Below are 20,279 nucleotides of genomic sequence, written 5' to 3'. Positions count from 1 at the left end.
CGTCACCGGTTTCAGGTCAGCAGCCAGGCGTTGAAGCGCTCGGTCACGGCGGCACGATTGGCGCTCCACCAGGCCTCATTGGCGATCGCCATCAGCTTGAGGTTGTCCGGCGAGGTCGGGAGCGACTTGGCGCGGTCGGCGGGAATTATCTTGTAAGCGTCGAGATTGGTCGGCCCATAGGCCAGGATCTCGGTGTAGACGGCCTGCGCCTGCGGCGAAGAGCAGAACTTGATGAACTGCCGTGCCGCCTCGGCGCGCGGACCGCCCTTCGGCATGGCCCAGCCCTCGATCGAGTAAAGGCCCTGGTTCCAGACGATCTTGGCTGGCGTGCCGCCATCGATCGCGGCCTGGAAACGCGCGTTCCAGCCGGGGATCATGTCGACCTCGCCGCTCTGCAGCAATTGCGTCGACTGGGCGCCGCCGGTCCACCAGACCGCGATATGTGGCTTGATCTTGTCGAGCACCTTGAAGGCGCGCTCGACATCGAGCGGGTAGAGCTTGTCGAGCGGCACGCCATCGGCGAGCAGCGCCTGTTCGATCGAGTCGATCGGGTTCTTGCGCAGGGCGCGGCGGCCCGGAAATTTCTCGACGTTGAAGAAGTCGGCCCAGCTCGTCGGTGCGTTCTTCACCCGGTCCGTGCGATAAGCCAGAACGGTCGAATAGACGTCCGTTCCCATGAAGTTGGCCGAAATCGCTTCCGGCATCAATTGCGGCACGTCGGCATGGGAGAAGCCGATCGGATCGAGCAGATTCTGGGAGGCGAGGATGTCGCGCGCCGACAGCGTCAGCGTGCAGACGTCCCATGTGTAGGATTTGGTCTCGACCATCGCCTTGAACTGGGCGGTCGGCTCCGCTTCACGGGCGACATTGACGACCTTGTTGCCGGTCGCCTTCTCGTAAGGATCGTAGAAGGCCTTGCGGAAGGCGGGACCGAAGGGCCCGCCGGGATCGGCGACCGTGATCTGCGTCGCTGCATTGGCTCGCCCGATCAAGGCCGGTGCGAGCATCGCACCGGCTGCCGCGCCACCTGCCAGTTGAAGCAGGTCGCGCCGGTTCGGAATCATCGTCTTGCTGGTCATGGACATCTCCCCTTCACGCGGTTTTCCGCAATTTCCCCACGGGTGATCGTGACGTCAGGCTCAGGCTGCCTGCGTTCAGGCGCTTTTGCGCGCGGCTCTTTTCGCGAGGAATTCTTCCATCATGCGGGCGGGCTCGCCGGTGGCGTAAGCCTCACGCTGGTTGCGGATGCCGGCCTTGAGGCACTCGCGGAAGCTTTCCTCCGTAATCTCGCGGAAGCGGGCCTTGTTGAGACGCATCGCGACAGGCGGCTTTCCGGCGAGCTCCGTGGCGAGTGCCAGTGCAGCGTCCATCACCGCCTCCTTAGCCACGATCCGATTGATCAGGCCGATCCGGAAGCATTCATCAGCGTCCATCATCCGCCCGGTCAGGGTCAGGTCGATGGTGCGGGCGATCCCGATCATCTCGCGCATGATCCAGGGGCCGGTCACCGAGGCAATGCCGGAATTGATCTCCGGCTGGCCCATGGTGACGCCGTCATGGCCGATGCGCAGGTCGCAGAGCAAAGCGACCTGGAAGGCCGAGCCGGCCGCGACGCCGTTGAGCGCGGCGATGAGCGGCTTGGAGAGCGAGCGCAGCCGATCGTAGAGGCGCTCCCACTCGCCCATCCAGAGCTCGGCGCGGTCGGGATCGAAGGTCTTGGTCTCGTTCAGGTCCTGGCCGGCCCCGAAAGCCCGGTCGCCAGCGCCCGTCAGGACGATGGCGCGCACGGCCTCGTTGGCTTCGAGCTGATCGAGGGCTTCGACCAGCCGCGCCCGCATCGGTGCGTTCCACGCATTCAGCACCTCAGGGCGGTTCAGCGTCAAAATCCCGACCGGACCGCGAACCTCGCTCAGAACGAACGCTTGCATGGATTCCGTCTCCCGATGAGTTTCTATTACAATGCGATAATTTCTATTATTCAATCAACGCCAATGAGGTTACCTTGTCAACCGGGGTGGTCGCGGCCATTGATCCGGGGAAGGAGAAGACCTGCATGTCCACGCTTGACGCGAGCCCGGCCAGCCGCAAACGCCCTGCCATCTCGGACGACAAGGCCGAGAAAAAAGACGACGCCTTGATGGTGATGTCGGTCGAGAAGGCCTTTCGGGTGCTCTCGGCCTTCGGCCGTCAGCACCCGACGCTGAACCTGTCGCAGGTCGCATCCGTGACCGGGATGGACCTGAGTGCGGCCCAGCGCTTCACGCATACGCTGGTCAAGCTCGGCTTCCTGAGGAAGGACAGCGAGACCAAGCGCTTCGAGCTCACAGCCAAGACGCTCGACCTCGGCTACCATTTCTTCCGCAGCAGCCGGCTGGTCGATCGGGCGATGCCTTATCTGATGCATCTCAGCAAGGAGACCGAGGAGACGGTCAACCTGACCATGCTCGAGGATACGGAGATCATCTTCGTCTCGCGCTTCCTCAGCCGGCACGTTCTGAATACGGACGTCATCATCGGCACGCGGATGCCGGCCTATTGCACGGCGCCTGGCATCGCGATGCTGTCGCGGCTGCCCGAGGCCGAGGCGCTGGCGATCATCGACCGCTCCGACCTGCAGCCCCATACGCCCTCCACGACATGGCAGCGCGAGAGCCTGGTGAGCAAGATTCGGGAGGCGAGGGCGCAGGGTTACGCGACGGCCTTCGAGGAGTTCTATCTGGGCGACGCCTCGATCGCGGCGCCCATCCTCGATCATCGCGGCCGGCCCGAGGGAGCCGTGAATGTCGCGGTGTCGTGTTCGCGCTACAGCCGCGAAGAGGTCGTGACGCGCTACTCCTCCTTGATCATCGCTGCCGCCCACGCGATCTCGCGGGTCTGAGAGGCCGCGCTCCACGCGGCTTGACAGCGCGAATGCGTGCCTATCATCATTCGCATTATCTTATTGCATTGCGATAGAACGATGCGGAGATGGGGATGGATGATCACGCTGGCCAGTTCGTGCGGGCCGTGTCGCGGCAAGGGCCGCGCATCACGCTCCACTTCGACGGAGAGGCGGTGGAGGCGTCTGAAGGCGAGAGCGTGCTCGCGGTTCTGCTAACTCAGCGCTCGTTCCTGCGGCGCACGGAGTTCGGCAGCGAGCCGCGCGCCGGCTTCTGCCTGATGGGGGCCTGCCAGGATTGCTGGGTCTGGTCGGATACGGGCGGGCGATTGCGCGCCTGCACCACCAATGTGACGGAAGGCATGGTCTTGCGTAGCCAGCCTCCAGGGGTGGATGCCTTGCGTGGCTGAGATCGTTGTCGTCGGCGCCGGCCCGGCCGGCATCAATGCCGCGGAGCGGCTTTGCGCGCATGGTCATCGCGTGGTGCTGGTTGACGAGGGCCGGCAGGCCGGCGGCCAGGGCTATCGCCGACCGTCGCCCGGTCTCGATCTCGACATGGCGGCGGTGATGGGCACGGAGGCCGGCAAATACGAGGCGCTGCATGCCCGCTTCGCCAGGTTGTTGCCGCAGATAGACTACCGTCCGCAGACGCTGGTCTGGGCGGTCGAGGACCATGTGCTCCATTTGGTCCAGGCGGGTGTTGCCTCGACGCTGCGTTTCGACGCGCTGGTTCTCGCAACCGGCGCCATGGACAAGATCGCGCCGTTTCCGGGCTGGACGCTGCCGGGCGTGTTCACGCTCGGCGGGGCGCAGGTCGCGCTCAAGGATCAGGGCTGCCTGGTCGGCCGGCGCGTCGCTTTCGTCGGCTCGTCGCCTTTGCTGGCCCTTGCGGCGGCCCAATACAGCAAGCTCGGCGGCAAGGTGGTGACCATTGCCGACACCACGCCTTTTGTGCGCAAGCTGGCGGCGCTGCCGGCCCTGGCCCTTTCGCCGCGCGCGCTGTGGCGCGGCCTGTCCTATCTGGGTGGAGCGATGCTGGTCGGCGTTCCGGTTCTGCATGGCGTAACGCCGGTCAAGGTGGTCGGCGACGGTCATGTCGAGGCCTTGATCCTGCGCGACCGGCGTGGGCGCGAGCGACGCTTTCCCTGCGATGCCATTGCGTTGGGCTATGGTCTTAAGCCTGAGACTCAGCTGGCCGAACTCGCCGGCGCGACGCTCCGCTTCGACGAGGCCTTCCGGCTCTGGCTGCCGCAATGCGACGCTGACGGGCGCGCCGCGCCGGGCCTCTATCTTGCCGGCGACGGGGCGGCGATCGGCGGGGCTGATGCGGCCGAGGCCAGCGGCGGGCTCGCAGCATTGGCGGTGCTCGCCGATCTGGGCGAGCTGGTCGATGAGGGGGGGCGCCTTGCCCTCCGCCGCAGGCTTGCCCGGCTGCGCGGCTTTCAGAAGGGGCTGGCGAAAGCTTTCGCCTGGCCAGTCGCACAGATCCGGGCCTTGCCGGATGAGGTGATGCTCTGCCGCTGCGAGGAGGTCCGCATCGGAGAGATCAGGCAGGCCATGGCACAACAGCTCGGCCCGGTTGAAATCAACCGGGTCAAGGCGATGACACGCTGCGGCATGGGGCGCTGCCAGGGCCGTGTCTGCGGCCCGGCGCTGCAGGAGATCGTCGCCGGTACAGCCGGGATTGCGGGCGAACAGGCCGGCCGGCTGCGGGCCCAGGCGCCGGTCAAGCCGATCGCGCTTGCCGTGGCGGGTGAAGCGCCATGAGCAGGCACGCGGCGGATGTGGTGATCGTCGGCGGCGGCTTGATCGGCGTCTGGACCGCCTTCTTCCTGGCCCGGCGCAAGCAGCGCGTCGTCCTGATCGATAAAGGCGTCGTCGGAGCCCAATCGAGCGGCACGAATTTCGGGAATCTCCGGCTCCAGGGCCGCTTTCCCGGTCAATATCCGCTCTCGCTGCGCTCGCAGTCGCTCTGGGAGGAGATCGCGGCGTTGATCGGAGAGGATTGCGAGTTCGCGCGGACCGGCCATCTCTATCTCGCCTATGACGACGAGGAGAGAGCGAAGCTCGAAGGTTATGCGCAGGTCTCCGAATCCCATGGCCTTGCCATCGAGCGCCTGGGACCGTCCGAGCTGCGCAAGCGCTGGCCCTGGCTGAGCGAGCGGGCGGTGGCTGCGACCTTCTCGGCGCGCGACGCGACCGCCAATCCAAGGCTGGTGACGCCCGCCGTCGCGCGCGCTGCCCGAGCGCTGGGCGTGACCATCATCGAGAACTCATGCGTCAGCGATGTCGCGCACAGCGGCGACGGTTTCTCGGTGAAGACGGCCGATGGGGCGCATTGGAGCTGCGGTGCTCTCGTCAACGCGGCCGGAGCCTGGGCGGTCGCGATTGCCGAGCGCTTCGGCGAGACCGCACCGATCGTCCCGGCGGGCCCGCCGCAATTCGTCACGGAACCCTTTCCCTACCTGATCGAGCCTTCGATCCAGGCTATCGACGGCTCGGTGATCTTCCGGCAGATCCCGCGCGGCAACATCATCCTCGCGGGTTATCCGCGCACAGCGGCTGACCCGGTCAATAACCGCGCGCCCGTCCCTCCCGCCAAGACATTGGCCGCGATGCGCGCGCTCGCCAGGGTCGCCCCCATCCTGGCGCAATGCCACGTCATCCGCGTCTGGTCCGGAATCGAGGGTTATCTGCCCGACATGATCCCGGTGATCGGGCCGAGCCTGACGATGCCGGGTCTCTTCCACGCCTTCGGCTTCTGCGGCCACGGTTTCCAGATCGGGCCAGGCGTCGGGCTTTGCCTGAGCGAGATGATCGTCGACGGGGCGACATCGACGCCGCTCGAGCCCTTCTCGATCGGCCGGTTCCGCGAGAGCGTCGCGGTCAGCGAAAAATTTCGGAAGGAATTCGACGGCGCTTGAAGCGGCGAGGGGCGCGATCGAAGCAATCCGGGTCTGAAAGCCCGCCAATACAAGGCCCGGGCTATTGAGCGGCAACGACGTTCCAACTAGACGCCTTGGACGGCAACGGCGACCGGAACATTTGCCGCGCCGATCGTGCCGGAGCCGTCAGTTCGGTTCAGATACTCCGATATTCCAGCAGGTTGCGATGCCTTTCGAACAGTCGAACGAGGTTGCGGTGAAGCGGCTTGCAGGTGGTAGCGAAGCGGTCGGCTCGCCATGACGGTGCGCGCGATCGTCAGCTATCCCGATGCGCGGCTGCGCTTGCCGGCCGAGCCGGTCGTCGATTTCGACGATGAGCTCGGCGCGCTTGTCACGGATCTCGTCGACACGATGCGGGCAGCTCCCGGCATCGGCATCACGGCGCCGCATATCGGCTGCGCGCGGCGTGTCGTCGTGATCGAGCTGTCGGGTGCAGATGGCGTCCGGATCTATATCAATCCGGAGATCGTCCAGGCTTCCCGGGAGATGATCCGACAGGAGGAGGGCAGTATTTCCATGCCCGGCATGACCGAGGAGGTCGAGCGGCATGCGAAGTTGTCGGTCCGCTACCGGGACCAGGACGGCAGCGAGCACTCTGAGGATGCCGAGGGCTTGCTCGCGGTCTGTCTCCAGCATGAGATCGACCAGCTCGACGGCATGTTCTGGATTCACAGGCTTTCGCGCCTGAAGCGCGAGCGGTTGATCAAGCGCTATGAGAAATTGGCGCGGCGCTGAAGGGATTCGAGGCGGATATGACGATCACGATTTACGGCATCAAGAACTGCGACACGATGAAGAAGGCGCGCAACTGGCTGGAGGCGCGTGGCGTCGCCCATGCCTTCCATGACTACAAGGCCAGTGGCATAGATCGCGCCTCCCTGATGCGCTGGGTCGATGAGCATGGCTGGGAAACGGTGCTCAACCGCTCCGGCACGACCTTTCGCGCTTTGCCTGATGCCGACAAGCAGGGGCTGGATGCCGGGAAGGCAATCGCGCTGATGCTGGCCCAGCCCTCGATGATCAAGCGCCCGGTGCTCGATCTCGGCGGCAAGACGCTGGTGGGTTTCAAGCCGGAGGTCTATGCTGACGCGCTGGGCTGAGGCCGTCTGCCATTGGTCGGCCAGGTGATCGTCGCCAGCCCGATTCCGAGGATGACCGCGACCAGTCCCAGGATGACATTCCAGCCCACGGCTTCGTCGAGCAGCCATGCCCCTGTCAAAGCGGCCATCACCGGATTGACGGTGACGGAAACCGCCACGCGCGTCGGTGAGGTGCGCCCCAGCGCAAACGACCAGAGGAAAAACGCGAGCGCGCTGCCGGCAAGGCCGATATAGGCGAAGGCGAGCCATTGCTCGGGGCCGGTCTGAGCCACGCGCTGCAAGCCACCGCCGAACGCCGACAATGCGATCAGCTCGCAGGCGCCCGTGGCCATCGCCAGTGTCGTGAAGGTCGTGGCTCCTGAGCGGCGGATCAACGGGCGCGACCAGACACTATAGAGCGCCATGCACATGGCGGCGGCCATCATCATGAGATCGCCGCGCCAGGCGCCGGTCGGTGCGTGCTCCAATCCGCTGAGCAAGGCGAGCGCCACGCCTGCCATGGCGATCAGGACGCCGAACGATTTCTGCGGTGTGAGCGGCTCGACCCGGAGCAGCGCCGCAACCGCCATGGTCAACAGCGGCAAGGTCGACAGGGCGAGCGCGCCGCGCGCTGCTGTCGTGTATATCAGCGAGGCGTTGAACAGGATTGGGAAGAGTCCGAAGAACAGGCTCCCCAACGCGATCAGATAGGCCCAGTCCGCCCGCGCTGGCCAGCGTTCGCTTTGCAGCAAGGCAAGCGGCAGAAGCCCGATGAAGCCGATGCCGAAGCGTAGCGCTCCGAGCGTCAGCGGATCTGTGTGCCCGACGACATAGCGGGTCGCGGCGATGGACGTGCCTCCGATCGCACTCGACAGTATCGCCGCCAGCACGCCGATGATTTCGCTCATACGCGTTGATCCTTGCCCGTCGATCCTTGCCGTCGATCCTCGGCGCTTCCGCTTGCTTCGCTTGTGCGGGAGACCATACCTTTCAGGGAATGGAATTTATGGGATAGGCTTCATCAAGGATCATTATGAAGGACGTTGCTCTCGATCCCGCCCTGCTTCAGGCCTTCCTGGCCGTGGCCGACCTGCAGTCGTTCACTCGCGCGGCCGCGAAGCTCAATCGCACCCAGTCGGCCGTGAGCATGCAAGTGAAGCGGCTGGAGCAGAGGTTGGGGCACGAGCTCTTCCAGCGCAGCACGGCACATGTTGCGCTAAGCGCTTCGGGCGAGTCGCTGCTCGGCTATGCCCGCCGGATTCTGGCGATGAACCGGGAAGCGATCGCGCGCCTCGGCGAAAGCCGCCTTGAAGGCCGGGTCCGGCTCGGCGTCATGGAGGATTACGGAACGCTGCTGGTGCCGCCCGCGCTAGCGACTTTCGTCGCGCATTTCCCCTGCATTCAGATCGAGATGCAGACCGGCCTCACTGCGGCCATGACCGAGCGCCTCGGCGAAAACTTCGATCTCGTCATTGCCATGCACCCGCAGGGGCAAGGCGGCGGCACCTTCCTGCGTCGTGAGCAGGCGGCCTGGGCAGTCGGAGCAACGCATTCGGCGTTGTCGCTCAGCCCGCTGCCGGTGGCGCTTTATCCGCAGGGCTGTCTGTTCCGGCAATGGGCCATGACGGCGCTGGATGCGGCGGGCGTGCCCTGGCGCCTCGCCTTCGTCAATCACAGCCTTGGCGCGGCCGAGGCCATTGCCGCGGCCGGGCTCGCGGTGACTGTAGTCAAGGCCGGCACCTGCCCCTCCAGCCTGCGGATGCTGGGCGCCGATGATGGTTTGCCTGGGCTTCCGGCGGCAGATATCCGGCTGCACCTCAGTGAGGAGCCGACGCCGGCGGCTTCGGCGTTGGCTCGTCATTTGGTCGCGGCCCTGGCCAAGGAGGAGCCGCAATAACGGAGCGGGCCCTTTCGCTGCGCTCCGCGCTGCGCTACCTCGCAGCGCCATGATGACCAACTCCAAGATAGCCGGCGCCACGGTGACCGATTTCAGCTTCCATCTCGCTGCCCGCGACGGTGCCGCCCGCACCGGCGAGATCCGCATGCCGCGCGGCGTCATTCGGACGCCCGCCTTCATGCCGGTCGGCACCGCAGCGACCGTCAAGGGCATGTATCCCGAACAGGTCAAGGCGCTCGGCGCCGATGTCGTGCTCGGCAACACCTATCATCTGATGCTGCGGCCCGGCGCGGAGCGCGTGGCGAAACTCGGCGGCCTGCACAAGTTCATGAACTGGCCGCACCCGATCCTGACTGATTCCGGCGGCTTCCAGGTGATGTCGCTCTCCCAGCTGCGCAAGCTGACGGAGGAGGGCGTCACCTTCCAGTCGCATATCGACGGCTCGAAGCATGTGCTCACCCCCGAGCGCTCGGTCGAGATCCAGAACCTGCTCGGCTCCGACATCGTGATGCAGCTCGATGAATGCGTCTCGCTGCCTTGCGAGGACAAGGTGGCGGAAAAAGCGATGCGTCTGTCGCTGCGCTGGGCGGAACGCTGCAAGGCAGCCTTCGGCAATCCGGCAGGGCGGGCGCTCTTCGGCATCGTCCAGGGCGGGGCCGTGCCGGCGCTCAGGATCGAGAGTGCGCGCGAACTCGTCGCCATGGATCTCAAGGGCTACGCCATCGGCGGGCTGGCTGTCGGCGAGCCGCAGGATGTCATGCTCGCGATGATCGAGACGGTCGAACCGCATCTTCCGACGGAGAAGCCGCGCTATCTGATGGGCGTCGGCACGCCCGATGATCTCGTCGAGGCGGTCTCGCGCGGCATCGACATGTTCGATTGCGTGATGCCGACGCGCGCCGGCCGCCATGGCCAGATCTTCACGCGCTTCGGCCGGATGAATCTGAAGAACGCCAAGCATGCCGAGGATCCGCGGCCGATCGACCCGCAATCATCCTGCCAAGCTGCCAATGGCTACGCACGCGCCTATCTGCACCACCTTGTCAAGTCCGAGGAGATGCTCGGCAAGATGCTGCTGACCTGGGTCAATCTCGCTTATTATCAGGAGCTGATGGCGGGCCTGCGCGCCGCGATTGCCGAGGGGCGGCTCCAGGAGTTCATCGCCGAGACCAAGGAAGGCTGGGCGCGGGGAGAAACCGTCGGCGAGCCGGCGTGATTGATCCCTGGTTCATCCTGCTATTCGCCAAGATGGCGGTCGCTGCGTCGGTCGTCGTCGGCTGTTCGCTGCTGGCAGAGCGCTCCGGGCCGATGGTCGCGGCGATGATCGCGACGCTGCCGATCTCGGCGGGACCGGTCTATGTCTTCCTCGCCCTGGAGCACGAGCCTGCTTTCCTGGCTGCCGGTGCGCTTGGCAGCATGTCCGCCAATCTCGCCAATACCGGGTTGTCGCTGGCCTATGTCCTGCTGGCTCAGCGCTTCGGCACGCTGCTCAGCCTTGGTGCGGCGCTGGCGGCCTGGTTGATCGCCGCGATGACGCTGCGGGCGCTCGAACCATCCTTCATCGTTCTGATCTGCGCCACCGTCGTCGGCTTCGGCGCGCTGCACCGGCTGTTCCGGCCCTATCTCGCGGCGCGGCCGAAGGCGGTGTCGGCCCGGCCCTGGTATGCGATCCCGTTGCGCGCGGGCGCTGTCGCCATGCTGGCGGGCACCGTCACCACCGTCAGCAGCCATGTCGGCCCGGCCTGGTCGGGCGTGCTCGCCGCGTTTCCGGTCGTGCTGTCGAGCATGATCGCGATGCTTCAGCCGCGCATCGGCGGGCCGGCCATGGCGGCCGTCATCGCCAACAGCGCACTCGGGCTGATCGGCTTCGGGCTGGCGATCGGCAGCGTCCATCTCAGCGCCGTGGCGCTCGGTTCCGGCCTATCGCTGGGCCTGGCGCTCGCCATCTGCATAGTCTGGAATCTCGGCCTGATGCAGCTCAAGCGCGGCCGGGGCTGAGCGCCGCCAGGATGCGACGAACAAGCCGCCGATGATCAGCCCGATACCGGCGATCTGGAGGCCGCTGGGGATTTCGCCAAGGACGGGGATGCCCAGCAGCGTGCCGATGACGGGGATCATCGGCGGGAAACGGCCGACCACGGCCGGGCCCAGCACGCGCGCGGCCCAGCTCCAGATCCACAGGCCCAGGATCACGTTGAGCACGCCCTGATTGATGGCGTGCAGCGCGATGACCCACCAGGGCGCGACATCGAAGCCGCGAAAATAGAACAGCGCGTAAAAGGGCAGGTAGGCCATCGACAGCACCGAGACGATCGCGGTCGCCTTCAGCGCATCGACGCGCCAGAGCTGGATCAGCAAGGGGTAGCATCCCCAGATCAGCCCGACGCCGAGAAAGCAGAGATCGCCGAGAAGGATCGTGGGATTGGTGTGCGTGCTGCCGGCGACGGCAAGGCAGGCGAGCCCGAACAGCACCGCGCCGATTCCGAGGACGAGCTGCCGTGTCAGCACCGTAGCGAACAGAACGACGCCGCCGACGATGCCGATCACCGTCACCAGTCCCGGGCCGATCGTCGCGCCATGGGCTGCGGGCGCATAGGCCAGCCCGGTCAGCAGCAGATAGCTCATCGGCAGCCCGCTCATGATCGCGAGCGTGGCGCCCCGGCCCCAGCCCACCCCTCCGCAAGTGGAGAAGCCGCCGGAAAGGAAGGTCGGCAGCAGGATGAGCCCGGCCGTGCCGAAGCGCAGCGCCAGCAAGTCATGCGGGCTGAGTCCGTTGAGGATGGCCTGCCGGCTGACGACGAAGTTCGCGCCGAAGATCACCATGGCCACGACCATGCCGCCGAAGGCGAGCCGCCAGCGCAGGCGGTCTCGCGCCAGCATGGACTCCGAAAGCGGTGCGGGCTTGTGCATGATCCCTTGTTATCGCTTCGGTCGTCTCCGCCGTTAGAGGGTGGGATGCATGGGAGCTGTGCGATTTTTCGCAGTGCAGCAGAGACTTTGCGGCGCGGCAGAAACAAACCGAGATAATCGATCGCAATTGCACCTTGCTTCAGCCTTTCTCGCGCCGGCTGCAGGCGGTTCCCTGGGCAGGTTCATGGAGAACCGAATATGTCCCTTTCCTCCGTCTTCGCCGGTTCGAAGCGCTTTGTCGGCCATGTCGGCAACCAGGCCGCGGTCTCGATCGTGGCGTCTGCGGTCGCGGCGGCTTTTCTCGCCTTGCCCGATGCGGTCACGACCGCACCCGGCCTTATCGCGGCGAAGGCCGAATCTCAGGGCTGGGTCTCTCCCGTCGCGCCGGATGGCAAGATCAGGGAGCGCCATCACGATGCGGGGGGCGGCGAGGCGCTGACGCAATCGCTCAGTGCGCGCGGCCTGATCGTGCCGGCTGCTTCGGCGATGCCTATGGCGGTGGCCTGGGCGCAGCCCGAGATCGGATTGCCGCCGGCGCCTCAGCCCAGCCCGGTCGTGACTGCGGAGGTTCATGCGCGGACGGCGCAGGTGCTGCCTCCGGTCCGCAAGACCGCGTCTGCGGGTGAGAAGACCGCGCCGGCCGGCGAGCGCCAGCATCAGGTCGCGGAAGCGGCGCCGCGATTGATCTTGCCGGCCGTCCAGGTGGTCGAAGCCGCTGCAGTGTCGGACGGGATCGAACCCGTGGCTGTGGCGCGGACGGCGCCGACGATCCTCGGCCGGGCCGTGCCCGCGTCGGTTGCGCGCGTCGGCGACGTCATGTCGAGCGCTGTTGGAACCGTCGGCGCGGCGGGTTTCTGGACGCTGTCGCGAGCGTCCAGCCTGTTGCCGCGCCTTTAGCAGGTTTGGGTCTAGAGCATTTCCGCGTTTCTCCGAATCGCGAAAACGCTCTAGCTGCTTGTTTTATCGCATTTTTTTTCGCGCGAACCGGTAGTCGCTTCGCGCGAAAACGCTTGAGTGCCTCAGGCGAGGGCCTTCAGCGCGCCACGTCCGGCATAGACCGCCTGGGCGCCCAGCTCTTCCTCGATGCGCAGGAGCTGGTTGTATTTCGCCGTCCGGTCGGATCGGGCGAGCGAGCCCGTCTTGATCTGCCCGCAATTGGTCGCGACCGAGAGATCGGCGATGGTCGAATCCTCGGTCTCGCCCGAGCGATGCGACATCACGGCGGTATAGCCGGCGCGCTGCGCCATCTCGACGGCGGCCAGCGTCTCGGTCAGCGTGCCGATCTGGTTGACCTTGACCAGGATCGAGTTTGCCGTCTTCGCCTTGATGCCGCGCGACAGGCGCGTCACGTTCGTGACGAAGAGGTCGTCGCCGACGAGCTGGCACTGCGAGCCGATCGCGTCAGTCAGCGCCTTCCAGCCCTCCCAGTCGTCCTCGGCCATGCCGTCCTCGATCGAGACGATCGGATAATTGCCGACGAGCTTGGCGAGGTACTTGGCCTGTGCCTTGGGGTCGCGGGTTTTGCGCTCGCCTTCATAGACATAGGAGCCGTCCTTGAAGAACTCGGTTGCGGCGCAATCGAGCGCCAGCGCGATGTCCTCGCCGGGCTTGTAGCCGGCCTTCTCGACCGCCTGCATGACGAAATCGAGCGCGGCTTCCGCCGATTTCAGGTTCGGCGCGAAGCCGCCCTCATCGCCGACATTGGTGTTGTGGCCGGCATCGTGCAGCGCCTTCTTGAGCGTGTGGAAGATCTCCGAGCCCATGCGCAGCGCCTCCGCGAAGGAGGGCGCGCCGATCGGCATGACCATGAACTCCTGGAAGTCGATCGGATTGTCGGCATGGGCGCCGCCATTGACGATGTTCATCATCGGCACAGGCAGGACACGCGCCTGCGTGCCGCCGACATAGCGGTAGAGCGCCAGGCCCGAGGCTTCGGCGGCGGCCTTGGCGACGGCGAGCGAGACGCCGAGGATGGCGTTGGCGCCCAGCTTCGACTTGTTGGGGGTGCCGTCGAGCTCGATCATCGCCGCGTCGATGGCAACCTGATCCTCGGCGTCCATGGCGACGAGCTGTTCGGCGATCGCGACATTGACGGCCTCGACCGCCTTGAGCACGCCCTTGCCGAGATAGCGGCTCTTGTCACCGTCGCGCAGCTCGACAGCCTCATGCGCGCCGGTCGAGGCGCCGGAGGGAACGGCGGCGCGGCCCATCGAGCCGTCTTCGAGCACGACATCGACCTCGACGGTCGGGTTGCCGCGGCTGTCGAGGATCTGACGGCCGATGATGTCGATGATCGCGGTCATGGGAGGCTCCGGAGAACGGCAGGACAGGAGTGATGGCGCGCTTCTAGCCAACGCAGCGCCGAACGGAAAGGGGCGGGTGGCGTTTGCGGCTCCGAGGTCATAAAAGGCCGCCTTCAAGGAGCATTCGCGATGACCCTCGACGCCTCGACCCTGCAGCTCGGCCAGCACAGCGCCTTGCCCGCCTCGCCGGAGGAGGCGCGCCTCGACCGCGTGCCCAATCCCCATGCCGGCACGAACTATCTCGCCCGCTTCACCTGCCCGGAATTCACCTCGATCTGCCCGGTCACCGGCCAGCCCGATTTCGGCATCCTGGTGATCGACTATCTGCCGGGCGACTGGCTGGTCGAATCCAAGTCGCTGAAGCTCTATCTCGGCGCTTTCCGCAACCATGGCGCCTTCCACGAGGACTGCACCGTCAATATCGGCAAGACGCTGGTCGAACTGTTGCAGCCGGTCTGGTTCCGCATCGGCGGCTACTGGTATCCGCGCGGCGGCATTCCGATCGACGTGTTCTGGCAGACGGGGGAGCCGCCCAAGGGCCTCTGGTTGCCCGATCAGGGCGTTGCGCCCTATCGCGGCCGCTGATCAGGTTCGGCTGCCGGCCAGCGGCAGAATGCGCGGCGTGAGCTGCCCGAGCGTGGCGATCGCGATGGCGAAGATCACGATGGCGGCGCTGGTGCCGATGAGGTGCATCAGCACGCCCATCACCACCGGCCCCATCGCCTGACCAAGAAAGAAGCAGCAGGCGAAGAGGGCGACCGCCGATCCGCGCACGCTCGGCGCCAGTTCCGTCGCCTGCGCCTGGAAGGTGCCGTGCAGCAGGAAGAAGCCGAAACCCTGGAAGCTGAACAGGATGACGGCGCTCCACCAGGGCCAGTCGAAGGCAAACAGCGCGAGCGCACAGGCGCAGATGGCCCCGCCGACGCGCGTCATCAGCGAGGGGCCAAGGCGCTCGACCAGGATCCTGGTCAGAAGCCCGTAAACCAGGCAACCGAAGCCCATGCCGGCGATGGCGAGGCCGGCTTGTGCGGGGCCGACCCCCGAGCGTTCGGCCAGGATCGCGGCGACATAGGACGGGATGCCGAAGAGCAGTGTGCCTTCGGTGACGACGAGGCCGTAGAGCAGCTTGGTCTTGGGGTTTGAGAACACCGTCTTGTAGTTCGCGATCGCGCCGGAGAGGCTCAAGGGCTGGCGCGCGACATTGCGGCGCGGCTTCAACACGAATGCGACGAGAAGTGCCGCCAGGACAGCGATCGCCGCCGCCGACAGGAAGGCCGCGCGCCAACCGGCATGGGTCGCGATCAGCCCGGAGCAGGCCGAACCCGACATCTGCCCCACGATCATCAGAACGAGGAAGCGGCCGAGCGCGACCTGGCGCTCCTGCATCGGGGCACGATCGCCGATCGCCGCCATTGCGATGGGAATGACGCCGCCCGAGGCGATGCCGGTCAGCGCGCGCAGCACTGTCATCGCCTCGTAGGACCAGGAGAAGGCTGCGATGGTCGAGAGCGTGGCCAGGACGGTCAGGCAGATCAGGATGGTGCGCACCTTGCCGATCGAATCGGCGATCGGACCGAGGAAAGGCTGGCCCAGCGCGTAAGACAGCGAGAACGCCGTCACCATCGCCACGATCTGCGGCACTGTCTGTGCGAATTCGTTCGCCAGCGTCGGGATCAGCGGGTCGACGATCCGCATCGTGAAGGTCGATGCGAAGCCGCAGGCTCCAAGAACGAGGATGAGTGAGCGTAGCGAGGCAGGGCTTGGCGCGGCGGCAGAGCTTTCAGACATAAGCCAGCGTAGGCAAGGCTCGTGCCTTGGCAAGCCGGTCAAAGCCTTGCAGCTCTGCGATGAGCGCAGGGAAGTCGGCGAGCGGCACCATGTTGGGGCCGTCCGAGGGGGCCGTGTCCGGATCGGGATGGGTCTCGATGAAGACGCCGGCGACCCCGACAGCGACGGCGGCCCGGGCCAGCACCGGCACGAATTCGCGCTGCCCGCCGGAGGAGGAGCCCTTGCCGCCCGGCTGCTGCACCGAATGGGTGGCGTCGAAGATCACCGGCGCGCCGATCTCGGCCATGATCGGAAGGCTGCGCATGTCGGAGACGAGCGTGTTGTAGCCGAAGGAGGCGCCGCGCTCGGTCAGCATGACATTGGGATTGCCGCTCTCGGTGATCTTGGCGGCGACATTGACCATGTCCCAGGGCGCTAGGAACTGGCCCTTCTTGACGTTGACGACGCGGCCGGTCTTGGCCGCCGCTACCAGGAGATCGGTCTGGCGGCAGAGAAAGGCCGGGATCTGCAGCACGTCGACGATCTCGGCGACGGCGGCGCATTGGCTCGCTTCATGCACGTCGGTGAGCATGGGCATGCCGGTGCGCGCGCGGATCTCGGCGAAGACGGGCAGGGCGGCCTCGAGACCCATGCCGCGCTGGCCCCGGGCGCTGGTGCGGTTGGCCTTGTCGAAGGAGGTCTTGAAGACGATGCCGATGTCCAGACGTTCCGAGATCTCCTTCAGGGCGAAGGCCATTTCGAGCGCATGCTCGCGGCTTTCCATCTGGCAGGGACCGGCGATCAACGAAAGCGGCAGGCTGTTGCCGAAACGGACCGGCCGGGCGAGGTCGGCGCCGATGCTGACGATGGCGTTGGCGGTCATGGGCAAGATTCCTGGGCGACGATGCCCGCCGGGCTTAGGTCCGGGGCATGGGCGGGTCAAGCGAGAGCTGCCGTGCGCTGCAATCTTGGGAGGCATCACGCCAAACGGACTGGCGAAGCAGCCGCGAGGTCTGTAAATTCGCAGACGAAGCATTATGTCGGGTGGGAACGCCGGGAAACGATCTTGAGAACAGCAGCGACGATGACGGGTGAGGCAAGGGGCGGCGCGGATCGGCGTGCCGTGATTGCGCCACGTTCGTCCGCCGAGATGGTCGAGCGCCCCAAGCGCCCCAACGCACCGTCGGATGGCGGTCGGGACGGGACAGGGACGGCCGTCCTGACGCGGACGCGGACGCGCAAGCCCAACCTCTACCGGGTGCTGCTGCTGAACGATGACTACACGCCGATGGAGTTCGTCGTTCACGTTCTCGAACGCTTCTTCAACAAGGACCGCGCCGAGGCGACGCTGATCATGATGCATGTGCATCAGAACGGCGTCGGCGAATGCGGTGTCTTCACATACGAGGTCGCCGAGACCAAGGTGACACTCGTCATGGATCTTGCACGCAAGCACATGCACCCGCTGCAATGCGTGATGGAGAAGAAGTAGCCTTGCGTTTGGACGATCTGGATTCGGTCTCACCTCTGACATCGGAATAGGAGCGCTATCCGTGCCGAGTTTCTCGCGCAGTCTCGAACAGGCGCTTCACCGGGCTCTTGCCCTCGCCAATGAACGCCACCACGAATACGCCACGCTGGAACATCTCCTGCTCGCGTTGGTCGACGACCAGGACGCGGCGGCGGTCATGCGTGCCTGCAGTGTCGATCTCGACACGCTGCGGCGCAATCTCGTCGATTACATCGACGCGGAGCTGACCAACCTTGTTACCGACGGGCGCGACGATTCCAAGCCGACGGCGGGCTTCCAGCGCGTGATCCAGCGCGCGGTGATCCACGTCCAATCCTCGGGCCGCGAGGAAGTGACCGGTGCAAACGTGCTTGTCGCCATGTTCGCCGAGCGCGAGAGCCACGCTGCCTATTTCCTGCAGGAGCAGGACATGACCCGCTACGACGCGGTCAACTACATCAGCCACGGCATCGCCAAGCGCCCCGGCGCGAGCGAGAGCAAGCCCGTGCGCGGCGTCGAGGAAGAGCCCGAGCAGCAGCGCGATTCCCGTGCCGCCGACCAGGGCAACGACGCCGACAAGGACAAGAAGAAGAAGGAAAGCGCGCTCGACGCCTATTGCGTCAACCTCAACCGCAAGGCACGCGACGGCCGCATCGATCCGCTGATCGGGCGCGAGGCCGAGGTCCAGCGCACCATCCAGATTCTTTGCCGCCGGCAGAAGAACAACCCGCTGCTGGTCGGCGAGCCCGGTGTCGGCAAGACCGCCATCGCAGAGGGCCTGGCGCTCAAGATCATCCGCGGCGAGGTGCCGGAGGTTCTGGAGGACGCGACCGTGTTCTCGCTGGACATGGGCACGCTGCTCGCAGGCACGCGCTATCGCGGCGATTTCGAGGAACGCCTCAAGCAGGTGATGAAGGAGATCGAGGCCCATCCCAAGGCGATCATGTTCATCGACGAGATCCATACGGTGATCGGCGCGGGCGCGACCTCGGGCGGCGCGATGGACGCCTCCAATTTGCTCAAGCCGGCTTTGGCCTCCGGCGGACTGCGCTGCATCGGCTCGACCACTTACAAGGAATATCGCCAGTATTTCGAGAAGGACCGGGCGCTCGTGCGCCGCTTCCAGAAGATCGACGTCAACGAGCCGTCGATCCCCGATGCGATCGAGATCCTGAAGGGGCTGAAGCCCTATTTCGAAGAGTTCCACAAGCTGCGCTACACGGCCGACGCCATCAAGGCGGCGGTCGAGCTCTCGGCCCGCTACATCCATGACCGCAAGCTGCCGGACAAGGCGATCGACGTCATCGACGAGACCGGCGCCTCGCAGATGCTGGTGCCCGAGAACAAGCGCAAGAAGGTCATCGGCGTGAAGGAGGTCGAGGCCGCCATCGCGACGATGGCGCGTATCCCGGCCAAGACCGTCTCCAAGGACGACGCCGAGGTGCTGCGCAATCTCGAGAGCACGCTGAAGCGCACCGTCTACGGCCAGGAAAAGGCGATCGAGGCCTTGTCATCGTCGATCAAGCTGGCGCGCGCCGGCCTGCGCGACGGCGAGAAGCCGATCGGCTGCTATCTCTTTGCCGGCCCAACCGGTGTCGGCAAGACCGAGGTCGCACGCCAGCTCGCCTCGTCGCTGGGCGTCGAGCTCGTGCGCTTCGACATGTCCGAATATATGGAGCGCCACACCGTTTCGCGGCTGATCGGCGCGCCTCCCGGCTATGTCGGCTTCGATCAGGGCGGGCTGTTGACCGACAAGATCGACCAGCATCCGCATTCGGTGCTGCTGCTCGACGAGATCGAAAAGGCCCATCCCGACCTGTTCAACATCCTGTTGCAGGTCATGGACCACGGCAAACTGACCGACAATAACGGCAAGCAGGTCGATTTCAGGAACGTCATCCTGATCATGACGACCAATGCCGGCGCCGCCGACATGGCCCGCAACGCCTATGGCTTCACCCGCCAGAAGCGCGAGGGCGACGACACAGAGGCGATCAACAAGCTGTTCGCGCCCGAGTTCCGCAACCGGCTCGATGCCGTCGTCTCCTTCAGCCATCTGCCGAAGACGGTCGTGGCCCGCGTCGTCGACAAGTTCGTGCTTCAGCTCGAGGCCCAGCTTGCCGACCGCAACGTCACGATCGAACTCAGCGACGAGGCGCGCGAATGGCTGGTCGAGAACGGCTATGACGAGGCGATGGGCGCCCGCCCGATGGCTCGCCTGATCCAGCAGACCATCAAGACGCCGCTCGCCGACGAAGTGCTGTTCGGACGCCTGAAGCATGGCGGCGCGGTGAAGGTCGTGGTCGTCCAGTCCGAGACCGGCATCAAGGTCCTGGGGCTAGAGTTCCCGGAAGGGCCGGTGAAGCCGAAGCCCGAAAAGGACGTCGCCGCAGCAGGTGAAAAGCGCGAGCGCAAGCCGCGCGCCAAGGCGGCGAGCGAGCCTTCGGTCTCGACATCACCGAAGAGACCTGCCAAAGGCGGCTCCGCTGGCAAGCCCGGCGGCGCCCCCGAGGCACCGAAGACGCAGCGTCTTGTCAGGACCGTGCCGAAAGTTCCTCTGACCAAGGCCTGAGACCGTGTGGTTCAAGCGAAAACCCGCCCCCCTTCTGGCGCAGGCGCCGGAAACCGCGCCGGAGCCTCCGGCGCGCAAGCAGAAGCTCGGCTGGTTCGAGAAGCGCGAGCAGCGCCGGCGGCGGCGCAAATTGTTCGAGGAGATCCTGGGCTGGATTCTCGTGCCGGCCTTCGTCTACCTGATCTATCTCGGCGTGAAGGCGGTTGGCGGCGTGCCGAAGGAGTTGATCGATTTCGGCAACGAGCTCATCGGCATCGTCATGAAGGGCGGCCGCTGAGATCTCGCCGTCCGGCTTTCGGCCCGTTGCAGCCGACGCAGGGCTGACCGCGCGACGCCGGATATCGGTTTGCCGTACCGTGCGGGTTAGAACGCTCGCAGCGCCCGTGTCATAGCGGGGGCTGTATGGTCCCTCGGCGGC

At 65.8% G+C, this 20,279-nt stretch carries 21 protein-coding genes; 14 read left to right on the top strand and 7 right to left on the bottom strand.

Annotated elements, in window-relative coordinates:
- Positions 1 to 11: 11 nt before the first annotated feature.
- Both CYD53_RS05045 and CYD53_RS05040 read right to left on the bottom strand, forming a co-directional pair.
- Positions 12 to 1,079, bottom strand: coding sequence for an ABC transporter substrate-binding protein (locus tag CYD53_RS05045; RefSeq protein WP_210202281.1), 1,068 nt, complete (start codon positions 1,077 to 1,079; stop codon positions 12 to 14).
- A gap of 75 nt (positions 1,080 to 1,154) precedes the next feature.
- Positions 1,155 to 1,928, bottom strand: coding sequence for an enoyl-CoA hydratase/isomerase family protein (locus tag CYD53_RS05040; protein WP_103716996.1), 774 nt, complete (start codon positions 1,926 to 1,928; stop codon positions 1,155 to 1,157).
- Between the two features lie 125 nt (positions 1,929 to 2,053).
- Between CYD53_RS05040 and CYD53_RS05035 the strand changes: the two genes are divergently transcribed.
- The 6 genes from CYD53_RS05035 (at position 2,054) to CYD53_RS05010 (ending at position 6,923) form a co-directional block, all read left to right on the top strand.
- Entirely contained in the window at positions 2,054 to 2,878 is an 825-nt protein-coding gene (locus CYD53_RS05035; RefSeq protein WP_245928085.1) for an IclR family transcriptional regulator, read from the top strand.
- Positions 2,879 to 2,973: 95 nt separating this feature from the next.
- Complete coding sequence (locus CYD53_RS05030; RefSeq protein WP_103717127.1) at positions 2,974 to 3,288, top strand: (2Fe-2S)-binding protein; 315 nt, start codon at positions 2,974 to 2,976, stop codon at positions 3,286 to 3,288.
- Positions 3,281 to 4,645 (top strand): FAD/NAD(P)-dependent oxidoreductase, encoded by a 1,365-nt coding sequence (locus tag CYD53_RS05025; RefSeq protein WP_245928084.1) that lies wholly within the window; start codon positions 3,281 to 3,283, stop codon positions 4,643 to 4,645. Before CYD53_RS05030 ends, CYD53_RS05025 begins: the two co-directional genes overlap by 8 nt.
- The gene (locus CYD53_RS05020; RefSeq protein ID WP_103716994.1) at positions 4,642 to 5,802 is read left to right on the top strand and encodes an NAD(P)/FAD-dependent oxidoreductase; all 1,161 of its coding nucleotides are present in this window, start codon (positions 4,642 to 4,644) and stop codon (positions 5,800 to 5,802) included. The genes CYD53_RS05025 and CYD53_RS05020 overlap by 4 nt, the downstream gene beginning before the upstream one ends.
- Positions 5,803 to 6,060: 258 nt before the next feature.
- Positions 6,061 to 6,558, top strand: a complete 498-nt coding sequence (locus tag CYD53_RS05015) for a peptide deformylase (RefSeq protein ID WP_103716993.1) — start codon at positions 6,061 to 6,063, stop codon at positions 6,556 to 6,558.
- 17 nt (positions 6,559 to 6,575) lie between these two features.
- Positions 6,576 to 6,923 carry an ArsC family reductase gene (locus tag CYD53_RS05010; RefSeq protein WP_103716992.1) on the top strand — a complete coding sequence of 116 codons (348 nt, stop codon included), beginning with the start codon at positions 6,576 to 6,578 and terminating at the stop codon, positions 6,921 to 6,923.
- Here the strand turns inward: CYD53_RS05010 and CYD53_RS05005 are convergent.
- On the bottom strand, positions 6,902 to 7,810 hold the full coding sequence (locus CYD53_RS05005; RefSeq protein WP_103716991.1) for a DMT family transporter: 909 nt from the start codon (positions 7,808 to 7,810) through the stop codon (positions 6,902 to 6,904). The two genes, CYD53_RS05010 and CYD53_RS05005, sit on opposite strands and share 22 nt — an antisense overlap.
- Before the next feature lie 125 nt (positions 7,811 to 7,935).
- On the opposite strand from CYD53_RS05005, the gene CYD53_RS05000 reads away from it, so the two are divergent.
- Genes CYD53_RS05000 through CYD53_RS04990 form a run of 3 tightly spaced genes read left to right on the top strand, consistent with a single transcriptional unit; the run spans position 7,936 to position 10,797 of the window.
- On the top strand, positions 7,936 to 8,799 hold the full coding sequence (locus CYD53_RS05000; RefSeq protein WP_103716990.1) for a LysR family transcriptional regulator: 864 nt from the start codon (positions 7,936 to 7,938) through the stop codon (positions 8,797 to 8,799).
- Positions 8,800 to 8,851: 52 nt separating this feature from the next.
- Positions 8,852 to 10,015 (top strand): tRNA guanosine(34) transglycosylase Tgt, encoded by a 1,164-nt coding sequence (gene tgt, locus CYD53_RS04995; protein WP_181011715.1) that lies wholly within the window; start codon positions 8,852 to 8,854, stop codon positions 10,013 to 10,015.
- Complete coding sequence (locus CYD53_RS04990; protein ID WP_245928083.1) at positions 10,012 to 10,797, top strand: hypothetical protein; 786 nt, start codon at positions 10,012 to 10,014, stop codon at positions 10,795 to 10,797. Before tgt ends, CYD53_RS04990 begins: the two co-directional genes overlap by 4 nt.
- Here the strand turns inward: CYD53_RS04990 and CYD53_RS04985 are convergent.
- On the bottom strand, positions 10,720 to 11,679 hold the full coding sequence (locus CYD53_RS04985) for a DMT family transporter (protein WP_181011714.1): 960 nt from the start codon (positions 11,677 to 11,679) through the stop codon (positions 10,720 to 10,722). The genes CYD53_RS04990 and CYD53_RS04985 overlap by 78 nt on opposite strands.
- 228 nt (positions 11,680 to 11,907) lie before the next feature.
- Here CYD53_RS04985 and CYD53_RS04980 point away from each other — a divergent pair, with 228 nt between their 5' ends.
- Complete coding sequence (locus CYD53_RS04980) at positions 11,908 to 12,606, top strand: hypothetical protein (protein WP_103716988.1); 699 nt, start codon at positions 11,908 to 11,910, stop codon at positions 12,604 to 12,606.
- Between the two features lie 122 nt (positions 12,607 to 12,728).
- On the opposite strand, the gene eno is transcribed toward CYD53_RS04980, so the two are convergent.
- Complete coding sequence (gene eno, locus CYD53_RS04975) at positions 12,729 to 14,012, bottom strand: phosphopyruvate hydratase (RefSeq protein ID WP_103716987.1); 1,284 nt, start codon at positions 14,010 to 14,012, stop codon at positions 12,729 to 12,731.
- 129 nt (positions 14,013 to 14,141) lie between these two features.
- Between eno and queF the strand changes: the two genes are divergently transcribed.
- A complete protein-coding gene (gene queF, locus CYD53_RS04970) occupies positions 14,142 to 14,597 on the top strand; it encodes a preQ(1) synthase (RefSeq protein WP_092166021.1) in 456 nt (151 codons plus the stop codon).
- On the opposite strand, the gene CYD53_RS04965 is transcribed toward queF, so the two are convergent.
- Positions 14,598 to 15,800 carry an MFS transporter gene (locus CYD53_RS04965; protein WP_103716986.1) on the bottom strand — a complete coding sequence of 401 codons (1,203 nt, stop codon included), beginning with the start codon at positions 15,798 to 15,800 and terminating at the stop codon, positions 14,598 to 14,600. It abuts the gene before it with no gap.
- Positions 15,793 to 16,662: a 3-deoxy-8-phosphooctulonate synthase gene (kdsA, locus tag CYD53_RS04960; RefSeq protein WP_103716985.1), complete on the bottom strand. Its 870-nt coding sequence runs from the start codon at positions 16,660 to 16,662 to the stop codon at positions 15,793 to 15,795. The genes CYD53_RS04965 and kdsA overlap by 8 nt, the downstream gene beginning before the upstream one ends.
- Before the next feature lie 267 nt (positions 16,663 to 16,929).
- On the opposite strand from kdsA, the gene clpS reads away from it, so the two are divergent.
- The 3 genes from clpS to CYD53_RS04945 all read left to right on the top strand — a co-directional run bounded on the left by clpS (position 16,930) and on the right by CYD53_RS04945 (position 20,138).
- A complete protein-coding gene (gene clpS, locus CYD53_RS04955; protein ID WP_069693843.1) occupies positions 16,930 to 17,271 on the top strand; it encodes an ATP-dependent Clp protease adapter ClpS in 342 nt (113 codons plus the stop codon).
- A gap of 61 nt (positions 17,272 to 17,332) precedes the next feature.
- On the top strand, positions 17,333 to 19,861 hold the full coding sequence (clpA, locus tag CYD53_RS04950; protein WP_103716984.1) for an ATP-dependent Clp protease ATP-binding subunit ClpA: 2,529 nt from the start codon (positions 17,333 to 17,335) through the stop codon (positions 19,859 to 19,861).
- 4 nt (positions 19,862 to 19,865) lie between these two features.
- Complete coding sequence (locus tag CYD53_RS04945) at positions 19,866 to 20,138, top strand: hypothetical protein (RefSeq protein WP_103716983.1); 273 nt, start codon at positions 19,866 to 19,868, stop codon at positions 20,136 to 20,138.
- The last annotated feature ends 141 nt before the right edge of the window (positions 20,139 to 20,279 follow it).

This window comes from Allobosea psychrotolerans, assembly GCF_002917105.1.
GTDB lineage: Bacteria > Pseudomonadota > Alphaproteobacteria > Rhizobiales > Beijerinckiaceae > Allobosea > Allobosea psychrotolerans.
Note: the sequence above shows the minus strand (reverse complement) of the source record. Positions and strands in the feature narration are given on the sequence as shown.